The sequence below is a fragment of the Pseudomonas sp. B707 genome (assembly GCF_022496685.1).
Lineage (GTDB): Bacteria > Pseudomonadota > Gammaproteobacteria > Pseudomonadales > Pseudomonadaceae > Aquipseudomonas > Aquipseudomonas paraglycinae.
In genome coordinates this window covers 331,089-343,505 of sequence record NZ_WTVE01000035.1, presented here as the reverse complement: position 1 = coordinate 343,505, position 12,417 = coordinate 331,089, and the positions used below count along the sequence as shown (strand labels likewise).

Genomic DNA, 12,417 nt, shown 5'->3' with positions numbered 1-12,417 from the left:
ACGCAGCTCTCTAGATCGAGCCGTCAATGCATCTATGCTGCAACTCTTTAACGGCCGCGCCAGAGCCGACTTGAACCGTATAAGGCCCGTGAACCCTTGACCAGTCCTGTCCTGCAAACCGTTGCCCTCGCGTGTGAACGTGATCTCAGACTGCTCTTCGACAATCTCGAATTGAGACTGGCCAGTGGCGATATGGTGCAGATCAGCGGCCCCAACGGCAGCGGCAAGACCAGCCTGCTGCGTTTGCTGGCCGGTTTGATGCAGCCGACCGACGGTCAGGTACTGCTCAACGGCAAGCCGCTGAGCGAGCAACGCAGTGAGCTGGCGCGCAACCTGCTGTGGATCGGCCATGCCGCCGGGATCAAGGATCTGCTCACGCCGGAAGAAAACCTCGCCTGGCTCTGCGCCCTGCATCAACCCGCCGAACGCGACGCGATCTGGCAGGCCCTGGCGGCGGTTGGATTGCGCGGTTTCGAGGATGTTCCCTGCCACAGTCTGTCCGCCGGCCAGCAGCGCCGCGTGGCATTGGCGCGTTTGTATCTGGACAGCCCGCCGTTGTGGATTCTCGACGAACCGTTCACCGCCCTCGACAAACAGGGCGTGGCACAGCTTGAAGAACACCTGGCCGGGCACTGCGAACGGGGAGGGCTGGTGGTGCTCACCACGCACCATACGCTGAGCCGGATGCCGGCCGGTTATCGCGACATCGATCTGGGGAATTGGGCGGTATGAGTGTGTTCGGCCTGCTGGTTGCCCGTGAATCCCGACTGCTGTTCCGTCGCCCGGCGGAGCTGGCCAATCCGCTGATTTTCTTCGCCATCGTCATCGCGCTGTTCCCGCTGGCCGTCGGACCGGAAACTCAAGTATTGCAAAACTTGTCCCCGGGGTTAGTCTGGGTGGCGGCACTTTTGTCGGTCCTGCTCTCGCTGGACGGGCTTTTCCGCAGTGATTTCGAAGATGGCTCCCTTGAACAGTGGGTCCTTTCGCCGCACCCCCTGCCACTTCTGGTATTGGCCAAGGTGCTGGCACACTGGCTTTTTTCCGGGCTGGCACTGGTTTTGCTCTCGCCGTTACTGGCGTTGATGCTCGGGTTGCCGGCTGCGTGTCTGCCGGTTTTGCTGCTTTCGTTGCTGCTGGGAACACCGGTGCTGAGCTTGCTCGGCGCGGTGGGCGCGGCGCTGACGGTCGGTCTGAAACGTGGTGGCCTGTTGCTGGCGCTGCTGATTCTGCCGTTGTACATCCCGGTGTTGATCCTCGGCAGTGGCGCCTTGCAGGCGGCATTGCAGGGCATGCCGGCGCTTGGTTATCTGTTGTGGCTTGGCAGCCTGACCGCCCTGGCGATAACCCTGACACCTTTTGCAATAGCGGCTGGCCTGAAGATCAGCGTCGGCGAATAATGAGGTCTGGTTAAAATTTAACCAGCAAAGACCCTGAGACTGCTCACACCGATGAGCGGCACCCGTGATGGAAACAGTATGAACTGGACCTGGTTTCACAAGCTCGGCTCGCCCAAGTGGTTCTACGGCATCAGCAGCAAGTTGCTGCCGTGGTTGAGCCTCGCCGCGTTGTTGCTGATCTGCGTTGGCGTCATCTGGGGCCTGGCCTTCGCGCCGCCGGACTATCAGCAAGGCAACAGCTTTCGCATCATCTATATCCACGTACCCGCCGCGATGCTCGCTCAGTCGATCTACGTGATGCTGGCGGTGTGCGGTGTGGTCGGGCTGGTGTGGAAGATGAAACTGGCCGATGTCGCCCTGCAGTGCGCCGCACCGATCGGTGCGTGGATGACCGCCGTAGCGCTGGTCACCGGGGCGATCTGGGGCAAGCCGACCTGGGGTTCGTGGTGGGTCTGGGACGCGCGTCTGACCTCGATGCTGATTCTGCTGTTCCTGTATTTCGGCGTGATCGCGCTGGGCAACGCCATCAGCAACCGCGACAGCGCCGCCAAGGCCTGCGCGGTGCTGGCCATCGTCGGCGTGATCAACATTCCGATCATCAAATACTCGGTGGAGTGGTGGAACACCCTGCACCAGGGCGCGACCTTCACCCTCACCGAAAAACCGGCGATGCCCGTCGAGATGTGGCTGCCGCTGCTGCTGACGGTGCTGGGTTTCTACTGTTTCTTCGGCGCCGTGCTGTTGCTGCGCATGCGCCTTGAAGTGCTCAAGCGCGAAGCCCGCGCCAGTTGGGTGAAAGAAGAAGTGCAGAACAGCCTGGAGGCCGCTCGATGAGTTTCGCGTCATTCGGCGACTTCCTCGCCATGGGCCATCACGGCCTGTATGTCTGGTCGGCCTACGGCATCTGTCTGGCGGTACTGATCCTCAACGTGGTGGCGCCGATCGCGGCCCGCAAGCGTTATCTGCAACAAGAGGCGCGTCGTCTGCGCCGGGAGAACGGCAAGTGAATCCGCTGCGTAAAAAGCGACTGATCATCATCCTGGCAATTCTGGTCGGGGTCGGCGCTGCCGTCGGCCTGGCCCTGAGCGCCCTGCAGCAGAACATCAACCTGTTTTACACCCCGACCCAGATCGCCAACGGCGAAGCGCCGCAGGACACCCGCATCCGCGCCGGCGGCATGGTCGAGAAGGGTTCGCTGCAGCGTTCCACGGATTCGCTGGACGTCAAATTCGTGGTCACCGACTTCAACAAATCCGTGACCATCACCTATCGCGGGATCCTGCCGGACCTGTTCCGCGAAGGGCAGGGCATCGTTGCGCTCGGCAAGCTCAACGCCGATGGCGTGGTGGTCGCCGACGAAGTACTGGCCAAGCACGACGAGAAATACATGCCGCCGGAAGTGACCAAAGCCCTGAAGGACAGCGGCCAATCCGCGCCAACCCCTGCGAAGGAGGGTTGATCGATGACATCCAGCATTTTCATTCCTGAGTTAGGCCATCTGGCCATGATCCTCGCGCTGTGTTTTGCGCTGGTGCAGGCCGTGGTGCCGTTGCTCGGTGCCTGGCGCGGCGATCGTCTGTGGATGGGCCTCGCCCAACCGGCGGCGTGGGGGCAGTTCGCGTTTTTGCTGTTTGCCTTCGGTTGCCTGACCCACGCCTTCATGACCGACGATTTCTCCGTGGCTTACGTCGCGATGAACTCCAACAGCGCGCTGCCGTGGTACTACAAGTTCAGCGCGGTGTGGGGCGCCCACGAAGGGTCGCTGCTGCTGTGGGCGTTGATCCTTGGCGGCTGGACCTTCGCCGTGTCGGTGTTCTCCCGGCAACTGCCGCAAGTGATGCTCGCTCGCGTGCTGGCGGTGATGGGCATGATCAGCACTGGTTTTCTGCTGTTCCTGATTCTGACCTCGAACCCGTTTTCGCGGATCCTGCCGCAGATCCCGGCCGACGGTCGTGACCTCAATCCGTTGCTGCAGGACATCGGCCTGATCGTCCATCCGCCGATGCTGTACATGGGTTACGTCGGTTTCTCGGTGGCGTTTGCTTTTGCCATCGCCGCGTTGCTCGGCGGTCGTCTCGATGCGGCGTGGGCACGCTGGTCGCGTCCGTGGACCATCGTTGCGTGGGCCTTCCTCGGCATCGGCATCACCCTCGGTTCTTGGTGGGCCTATTACGAACTTGGCTGGGGCGGCTGGTGGTTCTGGGACCCGGTGGAGAACGCCTCCTTCATGCCATGGCTGGTGGGCACGGCGCTGATTCACTCGCTGGCGGTCACCGAGAAACGCGGCGTGTTCAAAAGCTGGACGGTGTTGCTGGCGATTGCCGCGTTCTCCCTCAGCCTGCTCGGGACGTTCCTCGTGCGTTCCGGCGTGCTGACCTCGGTGCACGCGTTTGCTTCGGATCCTGAGCGTGGCGTGTTCATCCTGATCTTCCTGCTGTTTGTGGTGGGCGGTTCGCTGACGTTGTTTGCGTTGCGTGCGCCAGTGGTCAAGAGCCAGGTCGGCTTCAATCTGTGGTCGCGGGAAACCCTGCTGCTGGGTAACAACCTGGTGCTGGTGGTGGCCGCGTCGATGATCCTGCTCGGCACCCTGTATCCGCTGATTCTCGACGCGATCAGCGGCGCCAAGCTGTCGGTCGGCCCGCCGTACTTCAACGCGTTGTTCATTCCGTTGATGGCGCTGTTGATGTTGGTGATGGCGGTCGGCGTGATCGTGCGCTGGAAAGACACTCCGGTGAAATGGCTGGTCAGCATGCTGACCCCGGTGCTGCTGGGCAGCGTTGCCCTGGCGGTGGTGGCCGGTGTCGCTTACGGCGATTTCAACTGGGCCGTCATCGCGACGTTCCTGCTCGCGGCCTGGGTGTTGCTGGCCGGCGTGCGCGACATATTCGACAAGACCCGCCACAAAGGTCTGATCAAAGGCCTGCCGACCCTGACCCGCAGTTACTGGGGCATGCAGATCGCCCACCTCGGGATCGCCGTCTGCGCGCTGGGCGTGGTGTTGTCGAGCCAGAACAGTGCCGAACGTGACCTGCGTCTGGCACCGGGCGAATCAATGGATCTGGCCGGTTATCAGTTCGTGTTTGAAGGCGCCAAGCACTTCGAAGGCCCGAACTTCACCTCCGACAAGGGCACCGTCCGGGTGATTCGCAACGGTCAGGAAGTCAGCGTGCTGCACCCGGAAAAACGTCTGTACACCGTGCAGAACTCGGTGATGACCGAGGCCGGGATCGACGCCGGTTTCACCCGCGACCTCTACGTCGCCCTGGGCGAACCGCTGGGCGGTGGCGCCTGGGCGGTGCGGGTGCATGTGAAACCGTTTGTGCGCTGGATCTGGTTCGGCGGTCTGCTGACCGGTTTCGGTGGTCTGCTGGCGGCGCTGGATCGGCGTTACCGGGTCAAGGTCAAAGCCCGCGTGCGTGAAGCGCTGGGCATGGAAGGAGCCGCTGCATGAGACGTTGGTTGATGCTGGTGCCATTGGCGATTTTCCTGCTGGTGGCCGTATTCCTTTATCGCGGTCTGTATCTGGATCCGGCGGAGCTGCCGTCGGCGATGATCAACAAGCCGTTCCCGGAGTTTTCGCTGCCGGCGGTGCAGGGCGACAAGACCCTGACCCGCGCCGACATTCTCGGCAAACCGGCACTGGTCAACGTCTGGGGCACCTGGTGCATTTCCTGCCGGGTCGAGCACCCGGTGCTGAACAAACTCGCCGAGCGCGGCGTGGTGATCTACGGGATCAACTACAAGGACACCAACGCCGATGCGTTGAAGTGGCTGGCCGAGTTCCACAATCCGTATCAACTGGACATCCGCGACGACGAAGGCTCGCTGGGCCTGAACCTGGGTGTCTACGGTGCGCCGGAAACCTTCTTCATCGACGCCAAGGGCATCATCCGCGACAAGTACGTCGGCGTGATCGATGAGCAGGTCTGGCGGGAAAAACTGGCGGCCAAGTATCAGGCGCTGGTCGACGAGGCCAAGCCATGAAGCGCTTTTTAGCTGCCATGGTGTTGGGCTTGAGCCTGGCCGGTGTGGCCCACGCCGCCATCGACACCTACGAGTTCGCCAAAGAAGGCGATCGCGAGCGTTTCCGCGAGCTGACCAAGGAACTGCGCTGCCCCAAGTGCCAGAACCAGGACATCGCCGACTCCAATGCACCGATTGCCGCCGACCTGCGCAAAGAGATTTTCCGCATGCTCGGCGAGGGCAAGGACAATCAGCAGATCATCGACTTCATGGTCGACCGCTACGGTGATTTCGTCCGCTACAAACCGGCGCTCAATGCCAAGACCGCTTTGCTCTGGTTCGGCCCGGCCGGCCTGTTGCTGGGTGGCTTCGTGGTGATCGCGGTGATCGTCCGCCGCCGTCGCGGGCAGCGCGCCGAGACGCCGCAATCGCTGTCCCCTGAAGAGCGTCAGCGCCTCGACCAACTGTTGGATAAAAACCAAGAATGATTGATTTCTGGCTTGCCGCAGGGCTGTTGCTTCTGGTCGCCCTGAGTTTCCTGCTGATCCCCGTCCTGCGTGAACGTCGCGCCCAGCGTGAAGAGGATCGAACCGCTCTCAACGTCGCGCTGTATCAGGAACGCGTCGCCGAACTGCAATCGCAGCAGGCCGAAGGCGTCCTCGATGCTGCGCAAATGGACAGCGGCCGTGCCGAAGCGGCCCGGGAACTGCTGGCCGACACCGAAGGCGTGGCGCCGGCGCGGGTTTCGCGTTTGGGTAAACCACTTCCATTGCTGGCAGCCGTGCTGGTGCCGGTGTTGGGCCTGGGTCTGTATCTGCATTTTGGCGCGAGCGACAAGGTCGAGCTGACCCGGGAGTTCGCCCAGGCGCCGCAGTCGATGGAAGAGATGACCCAGCGTCTGGAGCGCGCAGTTGCCGCACAACCGGATTCGGCTGAAGGCGTGTATTTCCTCGGTCGTACCTACATGGCTCAGGATCGCCCGGCGGACGCGGCGAAGATGTTCGAACGTGCCGTCAATCTCGCCGGTCGCCAGCCGGAACTGCTCGGCCAGTGGGCGCAGGCCCAGTACTTTGCCGACAACAAAAAATGGTCGGACAAGGTTCAGGCCCTGACCGACGAAGCGCTGAAAGCCGATCCGAAGGAAGTCACCAGCCTCGGCCTGTTGGGCATCGCCGCGTTCGAAGGCGAGCGTTATCAGGAAGCCATCGACTACTGGAACCGTCTGCTGGCGCAACTGCCGCCACAGGACAAATCCCGCGAGGCCCTGCAGGGCGGCATCACCCGCGCCACCGAAAAGCTGCAGGCCAGCGGTGGCAAGGTCGCCTCGGCGCCAGCAGCGAGAGCGGCGGCGTTGTTGAAAGTGCGTGTGGATCTGGCCAGCGAGCTCAAAGCCAAGGTGCAACCGGGTGACAGCGTGTTCATTTTTGCCCGCGCCACCTCGGGCCCGCCGGCACCGCTGGCAGCCAAGCGCCTGACCGTCGCCGATCTGCCGGTGACTGTCGAACTGGGCGATGCCGACGCGATGATGCCGCAATTGAAACTGTCGAACTTCCCCGAAGTCCAACTGGTTGCGCGCATCTCCCGTGCCGGTGAGCCGACCGCCGGTGAGTGGGTCGGTCGCAGCGGGCCTCTGGCCAGCAGCACCACCGCGCCGCAGACACTGACCATCGACAGCCCGGACAAATAGCCGGAACCAACAGGAAAGTACCGCCATGAACGCCATCGCCCGAATCACAGTCCTCACACTGGCCCTGGGCTTGAGCGCATGTGCGGTGCAACGACCGGAGCCGACCACCAGGCTGCCGCCTATCCCGCCGTCACAACCCAGCCCGACCCCGTCGACCAGCCCGACGCCGAGCAAGCCCGGCATCCCGGCCAAACCCGCCAAACCTGTCCCGCGCACCTCCGCCAGCTTCGCCCCGCCCCCTGGCGGCAACAGCCACTGGGACCAGAAACTGGGCGTTTACGTGCTCGACGACCAGACCAACACCTTCTACCGTCAGCGCACCTACTACCGCTGGAACAACGGCTGGAGCCGCTCGATCAGCCCCAACGGCCCGTGGGAAGAAACCAACATCCACGGCGTACCGGCGGGACTAAGCAAGCAGTTCGGGGAGTAATGAAAAACGGCGATCTCAGGATCGCCGTTTTGCTGTCTGGGGTGATGAGCAATGCCTCACTCGTATCCTGTCATCAACGCCTGAGCTTGCTTTGCGAGAAGCGCCAATGCCAGCTCGCTGGGGCAGTGCATCAATCACATGCTGCAAAACAACCGAACGTCGTGCTGCGAATTTCTGTGCTTGAGTAAAGATAACTCTAGGGTTACTTTTGTTAAGCCGAAGCAAGGAGGCGGTTGGTGCAGAGCAGGTTATTGATCAAGGAGCTGGAGGAGGCAGGCTGGACGCTGGACCGGATAACCGGCAGCCACCACATCTTCACGCACCGTTACAACCCATACACGATTCCCGTCCCGCATCCGAAAAAGGATTTGCCGGTCGGGACGGTCAAGAGCATCAGGAGGCGTGCCGGGTTGTACAACCCGCCAGCCAGTTACAGAGGAGATCCGTAATGCAATACCCAATCTGCATCGAATGGGGTGACGAGAACACCGCCATCGGGATTCAGATCCCCGATATTCCCGGCGCGATTACTGCCGGAGATACGTTTGAGGATGCCTACAACGCGGCCGTCGAGATTGCCCACATCATGCTGCAGGAGATTGCGGCCGATGGCGACTCGATTCCGATGCCGACTTCGGCGGCCACCCATCGCAACAACCCGGAGTTTGCCGACATGGGCTGGGGCATGCTCGAGCTGGACATCTCGCCGTACATGGGCAAGACCGAAAAGGTCAATGTGACGTTGCCGGGCTATGTCATCCAGCGCATTGACCGCTACGTGCGTGAACACAATGTCAAAAGCCGCTCCTCTTTTCTGGCGGATGCCGCCATGGAAAAACTGGTTCGGCATTGAGCCTCGAGCACTGTCGGATCAGCGATCCGGCAGTGCTTTTCAGAGTCTAGGCCGTTGCCAGAACAGGCTTCTGCGAAGCACTCAAAAACCGCACAAGCGCCAGCAGCGGGAACGCGCTGCCAACAATCACGATCCACAACCAGCCGCCATGCTCGTACACCGCACTCGCCACTGACGAGCCGAAGGCGCCGCCGACGAAGATGCTGGTCATGTACAGCGCGTTGAGGCGGCCGCGGCTTTTGGCGTCGAGGGAGTAGACCGCGCGCTGGCCGAGCACCATGTTCATCTGCACGCAGAAATCGAGCACCACGCCGGTCACGGCCAGGCCGATCACGCTGTAGGCCGGGTGGATGAAGGCGGGCAGGAAGCTCAGGCTGGCGAACAGCATGGCCAGCAACGAAGCGATGCGGGTGTGGCCGGCGTCGGCCAGGCGTCCGCTGATCGGGGCGGCGATGGCACCGATGGCGCCGACCAGGGCGAAGATCGCGATTTCACTCTGGGACAGGCCATGGTTGCGCGCCAGTTCCAGCGGTACGGCGGTCCAGAACAGGCTGAAGGTGGCGAACATGCAGGCCTGATAAAACGCCCGCTGACGCAGCACCGGTTGTTTGCGCAGCAGCGTCCACAACGAACCCAGCAACTGGCCGTAGGACGCGCTGTGATCCGGCTGGCGTTTGGGCACGGTCAGCGCCAATACCACGCTGATCGCTGCCATCAAGGCTGCTGCGATCATGAACATCGCCCGCCAGCCGAGATGGTCGGCGACCACGCTCGACACTGGCCGCGCCAGCAGAATCCCCAGCAGCAGACCGCCCATGATCCCGCCGACCACCCGGCCGCGGGATTCTTCCGGCGCCAGATGAGCCGCCAATGGAATCAGCACCTGCACCGACACCGAGCTGAAGCCCACCAGCAACGAAATCAGCAGGAACACATTCGGTTGATCGGTAAACGCCGCACCCAGCAGGCTGGCAATTGCCACCACGGTGGTGATGATCATCAACCGGCGGTTTTCCAGCAGGTCCGCCAGCGGCACCAGAAAGAACAGGCCCAGCGCATACCCGATCTGGGTCAGCGACACGATGAAACTGGCCATGGTGTCGCTCAGGCCGATGTCCGGCGCGATCAGGCCGATGATCGGCTGGGCGTAGTAGATGTTGGCAACGATGGCGCCGCAGCAGAAAGCGAACAGCAGCACCATGCCTCGGGTCATTGTGTGAGTTGTGGCGGTCATAGGGTTTCTCGATCCAGCGAAAAGGAATGCGGTGAGGCTAAGGGACGGGCCGAGCCGGCAGTAGAGGCTTCTGATCGATATCAGTTATTCCGTTGCGGAACAGGTGGCGCCGAACAATCCATTGTTCATCGGCGAACCTTGCGTCCGACCGTTGAGCGTCGATGATACATTCACTTACATCTTGTTCGATAGCGTGCTTATGTTGTGACCGGGTTTCAGCGTTCATCAACGGAGGATTGCGATGTTTCGTCAGTTGCTTCGCCACACCACAACGATTGCCCTGATCAGTCTGCTCGGCGCCACTGCCGCACAGGCCGCCGAAGCGCCCGGCATGCGCATGGGCGTGCGCGGGGAAATTACCGGGGTCAGTTCCGACTCGCTCAAGGTTCACGTCAACAGCGGTGAAAACGTCGTGATCCAGTTGACCCCGGACACCAAGGTCCGCGCGGTCACCCTGGCCAACATCGAAGACATCAAGCCCGGCAGCTACATCGGCTCGGCCGCCATTCCCCAAGAGGATGGCACGCTCAAGGCGCTGGAGGTTCACGTGTTCCCGCCAGAGCTGGCCGGCAGCGGCGACGGTCATCGGCCGTTCGACCTGGCCAAGGGCAGCAGCATGACCAACGGCAGCGTCGGCGATTTGGTGGTGAGCAACGGCCGGGTGCTGACCGTCAACTACAAGGGCGGCCAGCAGAAGATCCTGGTGCCGGAGGACGTGCCGATCGTCAACCTGACGCCGGGTGATCGCAGCCTGCTCAAGGTCGGGGTGAAGATCGTCACCTTCGTGACCCAGAGCGCGGATGGCACGCTGACCGCGCAATCGATCTCGGCAGGCAAGGATGGCGTGAAGCCGCCCATGTAGCCGCCCACAAAAAAGGCGACCTCTGCAGGTCGCCTTTTTCATGTCAGCTCAAGCCTTACTGGCCGCTGTAGATCTGGTCGAAGATCCCGCCATCGTTGAAGTGGGTCTTCTGCACGGTGCGCCAGTCGCCGAAGGTCTTCTCGACCGACAGGAAGTCGACTTTCGGGAAACGGTCGGTGTACTTGGCCAGCACCGCCGGGTCACGTGGACGCAGGTAGTTGGCGGCCGCGATTTCCTGACCTTCCGGCGACCACAGGAACTTCAGGTATTCCTCGGCAGCGGCGCGGGATCCTTTCTTCTCGACCACTTTGTCGACCACCGACACTGGCGGCTCGGCTTCGGCGGAGACGCTCGGGTAGATGACTTCGAACTGGTCGCGGCCGAACTCGCGGGCGATCATTTCGGCTTCGTTTTCGAAGGTCACCAGCACGTCGCCGATCTGGTTGGTCATGAACGTGGTGGTCGCGGCGCGGCCACCGGTATCCAGCACCGGTGCCTGCTTGAACAGCTTGCCGACGAAGTCCTTGGCCTTGTTCTCGTCACCGCCGTTTTTCAGCACGTAGCCCCAGGCCGACAGGTAGGTGTAGCGGCCGTTACCCGAGGTTTTCGGGTTCGGCACGATTACCTGCACGCCGTCCTTGAGCAGGTCCGGCCAGTCTTTCAGGGCTTTCGGGTTGCCTTTGCGCACGATGAATACGGTGGCCGAGGTGAACGGCGCGCTGTTGTTCGGCAGACGGGTGACCCAGTCCTTCGGCACCAGTTGGCCGTTGTCGGCCAGGGCGTTGATGTCGGTGGCCATGTTCATGGTGATGACGTCAGCCGGCAGGCCGTCGATGACCGAGCGCGCCTGTTTGCTCGAACCGCCGAAAGACATCTGCACCGTGATGTTTTCGTTGTGTTCGGCCTGCCAGTGTTTCTGGAACGCAGTGTTGTAGTCCTTGTAGAAATCGCGCATCACGTCGTAGGACACGTTGAGCAGGGTCGGTGCGGCCTGAGCCACGCTGCCGAAGGCAAGACCTGCGGCGAGAAGTGAGGCGCCAAAGAGTTTTTTCACTGCGCATTCCTTGTTCTGTAGGGGGGGGGGTTACAAAGATGAGGCCATTTGCCAGCGACTATAGCGGGGCACGCATAGTCGTTTAAAGATTAAAAAGAACTTTGCTTATTCCATCTTCTTGAATAACTGATTGCCGCATCGCGAACAGAAGGCGGCGCCGCTTTCATGGCTCTTTTTCTGGCAAACCGGGCAGTCGTGTTGCAACTGTTCACCACGCATCGCATTGGCCAGTTCGGCGGTGAAGATCCCGGTGGGTACCGCGATGATCGAGTAACCAGTGATCATCACCAGCGACGAAATCACCTGGCCCAACGGAGTCTTCGGCACGATGTCGCCGAAGCCGACGGTGGTCAGGGTCACGATAGCCCAATAGATACCCTTGGGAATGCTGGTGAAGCCGTGTTCCGGGCCTTCGATCACGTACATCAACGTACCGAACACCGTTACCAGTGTGCAGACGCTCACCAGAAACACCACGATCTTCTGCTTGCTGCCACGCAGCGCCGACATCAGGTAGTTGGCTTGCTTGAGGTACGGACTGAGTTTGAGGACGCGGAAAATTCGCAGCATCCGGATGATCCGGATAATCAACAGGTACTGCGCATCGCTGTAGTACAGCGCGAGGATGCCCGGCACGATCGCCAGCAGATCCACCAATCCGTAAAAACTGAAGGCGTAGCGCAACGGTTTGGGCGAGCAGTACAGACGCAGGATGTACTCGCCGGCAAAGATGATGGTGAACCCCCACTCGATATACGCCAGCACATCGGCGTAATTGCGGTGAACGCTGTCGATGCTGTCGAGCATCACGATCACCAGGCTGGCCAGAATGATCAGCAGCAGAATGCCGTCGAAACGTCGCCCGGCGGGGGTGTCGCTCTGGAAAATCATGACGTAAAGCTGTTCACGCCAGTGCTGGTTACTGTCCATGGAT

At 61.5% G+C, this 12,417-nt stretch carries 16 protein-coding genes; 13 read left to right on the top strand and 3 right to left on the bottom strand.

Annotated elements, in window-relative coordinates; genetic code table 11:
• Positions 1-96 precede the first annotated feature (96 nt).
• The 12 genes from ccmA to GQX66_RS26685 all read left to right on the top strand — a co-directional run bounded on the left by ccmA (position 97) and on the right by GQX66_RS26685 (position 8,333).
• The gene (gene ccmA / locus GQX66_RS26740) at positions 97-732 is read left to right on the top strand and encodes a cytochrome c biogenesis heme-transporting ATPase CcmA (RefSeq protein WP_240872029.1); all 636 of its coding nucleotides are present in this window, start codon (positions 97-99) and stop codon (positions 730-732) included.
• Positions 729-1,397 carry a heme exporter protein CcmB gene (gene ccmB / locus GQX66_RS26735; protein WP_011333083.1) on the top strand — a complete coding sequence of 223 codons (669 nt, stop codon included), beginning with the start codon at positions 729-731 and terminating at the stop codon, positions 1,395-1,397. Before ccmA ends, ccmB begins: the two co-directional genes overlap by 4 nt.
• Before the next feature lie 78 nt (positions 1,398-1,475).
• A complete protein-coding gene (ccmC, locus tag GQX66_RS26730; protein WP_102686055.1) occupies positions 1,476-2,231 on the top strand; it encodes a heme ABC transporter permease in 756 nt (251 codons plus the stop codon).
• Complete coding sequence (ccmD, locus tag GQX66_RS26725) at positions 2,228-2,404, top strand: heme exporter protein CcmD (protein WP_003222944.1); 177 nt, start codon at positions 2,228-2,230, stop codon at positions 2,402-2,404. Before ccmC ends, ccmD begins: the two co-directional genes overlap by 4 nt.
• Complete coding sequence (gene ccmE, locus GQX66_RS26720; protein WP_011333086.1) at positions 2,401-2,856, top strand: cytochrome c maturation protein CcmE; 456 nt, start codon at positions 2,401-2,403, stop codon at positions 2,854-2,856. The genes ccmD and ccmE overlap by 4 nt, the downstream gene beginning before the upstream one ends.
• Positions 2,857-2,859: 3 nt before the next feature.
• A complete protein-coding gene (locus GQX66_RS26715) occupies positions 2,860-4,848 on the top strand; it encodes a heme lyase CcmF/NrfE family subunit (protein WP_240872028.1) in 1,989 nt (662 codons plus the stop codon).
• Positions 4,845-5,381 carry a DsbE family thiol:disulfide interchange protein gene (locus GQX66_RS26710; RefSeq protein WP_085611514.1) on the top strand — a complete coding sequence of 179 codons (537 nt, stop codon included), beginning with the start codon at positions 4,845-4,847 and terminating at the stop codon, positions 5,379-5,381. Before GQX66_RS26715 ends, GQX66_RS26710 begins: the two co-directional genes overlap by 4 nt.
• The gene (locus GQX66_RS26705; RefSeq protein ID WP_011333089.1) at positions 5,378-5,848 is read left to right on the top strand and encodes a cytochrome c-type biogenesis protein; all 471 of its coding nucleotides are present in this window, start codon (positions 5,378-5,380) and stop codon (positions 5,846-5,848) included. The genes GQX66_RS26710 and GQX66_RS26705 overlap by 4 nt, the downstream gene beginning before the upstream one ends.
• Entirely contained in the window at positions 5,845-7,047 is a 1,203-nt protein-coding gene (gene ccmI / locus GQX66_RS26700; RefSeq protein ID WP_240872027.1) for a c-type cytochrome biogenesis protein CcmI, read from the top strand. Before GQX66_RS26705 ends, ccmI begins: the two co-directional genes overlap by 4 nt.
• 25 nt (positions 7,048-7,072) lie before the next feature.
• Positions 7,073-7,480 carry a hypothetical protein gene (locus GQX66_RS26695; RefSeq protein ID WP_240872026.1) on the top strand — a complete coding sequence of 136 codons (408 nt, stop codon included), beginning with the start codon at positions 7,073-7,075 and terminating at the stop codon, positions 7,478-7,480.
• Between the two features lie 236 nt (positions 7,481-7,716).
• Complete coding sequence (locus tag GQX66_RS26690) at positions 7,717-7,929, top strand: type II toxin-antitoxin system HicA family toxin (RefSeq protein ID WP_085611511.1); 213 nt, start codon at positions 7,717-7,719, stop codon at positions 7,927-7,929.
• Complete coding sequence (locus tag GQX66_RS26685; RefSeq protein ID WP_011333093.1) at positions 7,929-8,333, top strand: type II toxin-antitoxin system HicB family antitoxin; 405 nt, start codon at positions 7,929-7,931, stop codon at positions 8,331-8,333. Before GQX66_RS26690 ends, GQX66_RS26685 begins: the two co-directional genes overlap by 1 nt.
• A 46-nt stretch (positions 8,334-8,379) precedes the next feature.
• On the opposite strand, the gene GQX66_RS26680 is transcribed toward GQX66_RS26685, so the two are convergent.
• On the bottom strand, positions 8,380-9,567 hold the full coding sequence (locus tag GQX66_RS26680; RefSeq protein ID WP_163974325.1) for an MFS transporter: 1,188 nt from the start codon (positions 9,565-9,567) through the stop codon (positions 8,380-8,382).
• A gap of 241 nt (positions 9,568-9,808) precedes the next feature.
• Here GQX66_RS26680 and GQX66_RS26675 point away from each other — a divergent pair, with 241 nt between their 5' ends.
• Positions 9,809-10,429, top strand: a complete 621-nt coding sequence (locus GQX66_RS26675) for a DUF5666 domain-containing protein (protein WP_102717479.1) — start codon at positions 9,809-9,811, stop codon at positions 10,427-10,429.
• Positions 10,430-10,484: 55 nt separating this feature from the next.
• Here the strand turns inward: GQX66_RS26675 and GQX66_RS26670 are convergent, their stop codons facing one another.
• Together GQX66_RS26670 and GQX66_RS26665 are read right to left on the bottom strand one after the other, a co-directional pair.
• On the bottom strand, positions 10,485-11,483 hold the full coding sequence (locus GQX66_RS26670) for a sulfate ABC transporter substrate-binding protein (RefSeq protein WP_085747093.1): 999 nt from the start codon (positions 11,481-11,483) through the stop codon (positions 10,485-10,487).
• 105 nt (positions 11,484-11,588) lie between these two features.
• On the bottom strand, positions 11,589-12,413 hold the full coding sequence (locus GQX66_RS26665; protein WP_129973898.1) for an ion transporter: 825 nt from the start codon (positions 12,411-12,413) through the stop codon (positions 11,589-11,591).
• Positions 12,414-12,417: the final 4 nt, after the last annotated feature.

Bases quoted from the DNA above. Each gene is read 5' to 3' on its own strand.
- ccmB (WP_011333083.1), top strand. From the start codon at position 729: ATGAGTGTGTTCGGCCTGCTGGTTGCCCGTGAATCCCGACTGCTGTTC.
- ccmC (WP_102686055.1), top strand. From the start codon at position 1,476: ATGAACTGGACCTGGTTTCACAAGCTCGGCTCGCCCAAGTGGTTCTAC.
- ccmD (WP_003222944.1), top strand. From the start codon at position 2,228: ATGAGTTTCGCGTCATTCGGCGACTTCCTCGCCATGGGCCATCACGGC.
- GQX66_RS26715 (WP_240872028.1), top strand. From the start codon at position 2,860: ATGACATCCAGCATTTTCATTCCTGAGTTAGGCCATCTGGCCATGATC.
- GQX66_RS26710 (WP_085611514.1), top strand. From the start codon at position 4,845: ATGAGACGTTGGTTGATGCTGGTGCCATTGGCGATTTTCCTGCTGGTG.
- GQX66_RS26705 (WP_011333089.1), top strand. From the start codon at position 5,378: ATGAAGCGCTTTTTAGCTGCCATGGTGTTGGGCTTGAGCCTGGCCGGT.
- ccmI (WP_240872027.1), top strand. From the start codon at position 5,845: ATGATTGATTTCTGGCTTGCCGCAGGGCTGTTGCTTCTGGTCGCCCTG.
- GQX66_RS26695 (WP_240872026.1), top strand. From the start codon at position 7,073: ATGAACGCCATCGCCCGAATCACAGTCCTCACACTGGCCCTGGGCTTG.
- GQX66_RS26685 (WP_011333093.1), top strand. From the start codon at position 7,929: ATGCAATACCCAATCTGCATCGAATGGGGTGACGAGAACACCGCCATC.
- GQX66_RS26680 (WP_163974325.1), bottom strand. From the start codon at position 9,567: ATGACCGCCACAACTCACACAATGACCCGAGGCATGGTGCTGCTGTTC.
- GQX66_RS26675 (WP_102717479.1), top strand. From the start codon at position 9,809: ATGTTTCGTCAGTTGCTTCGCCACACCACAACGATTGCCCTGATCAGT.
- GQX66_RS26665 (WP_129973898.1), bottom strand. From the start codon at position 12,413: ATGGACAGTAACCAGCACTGGCGTGAACAGCTTTACGTCATGATTTTC.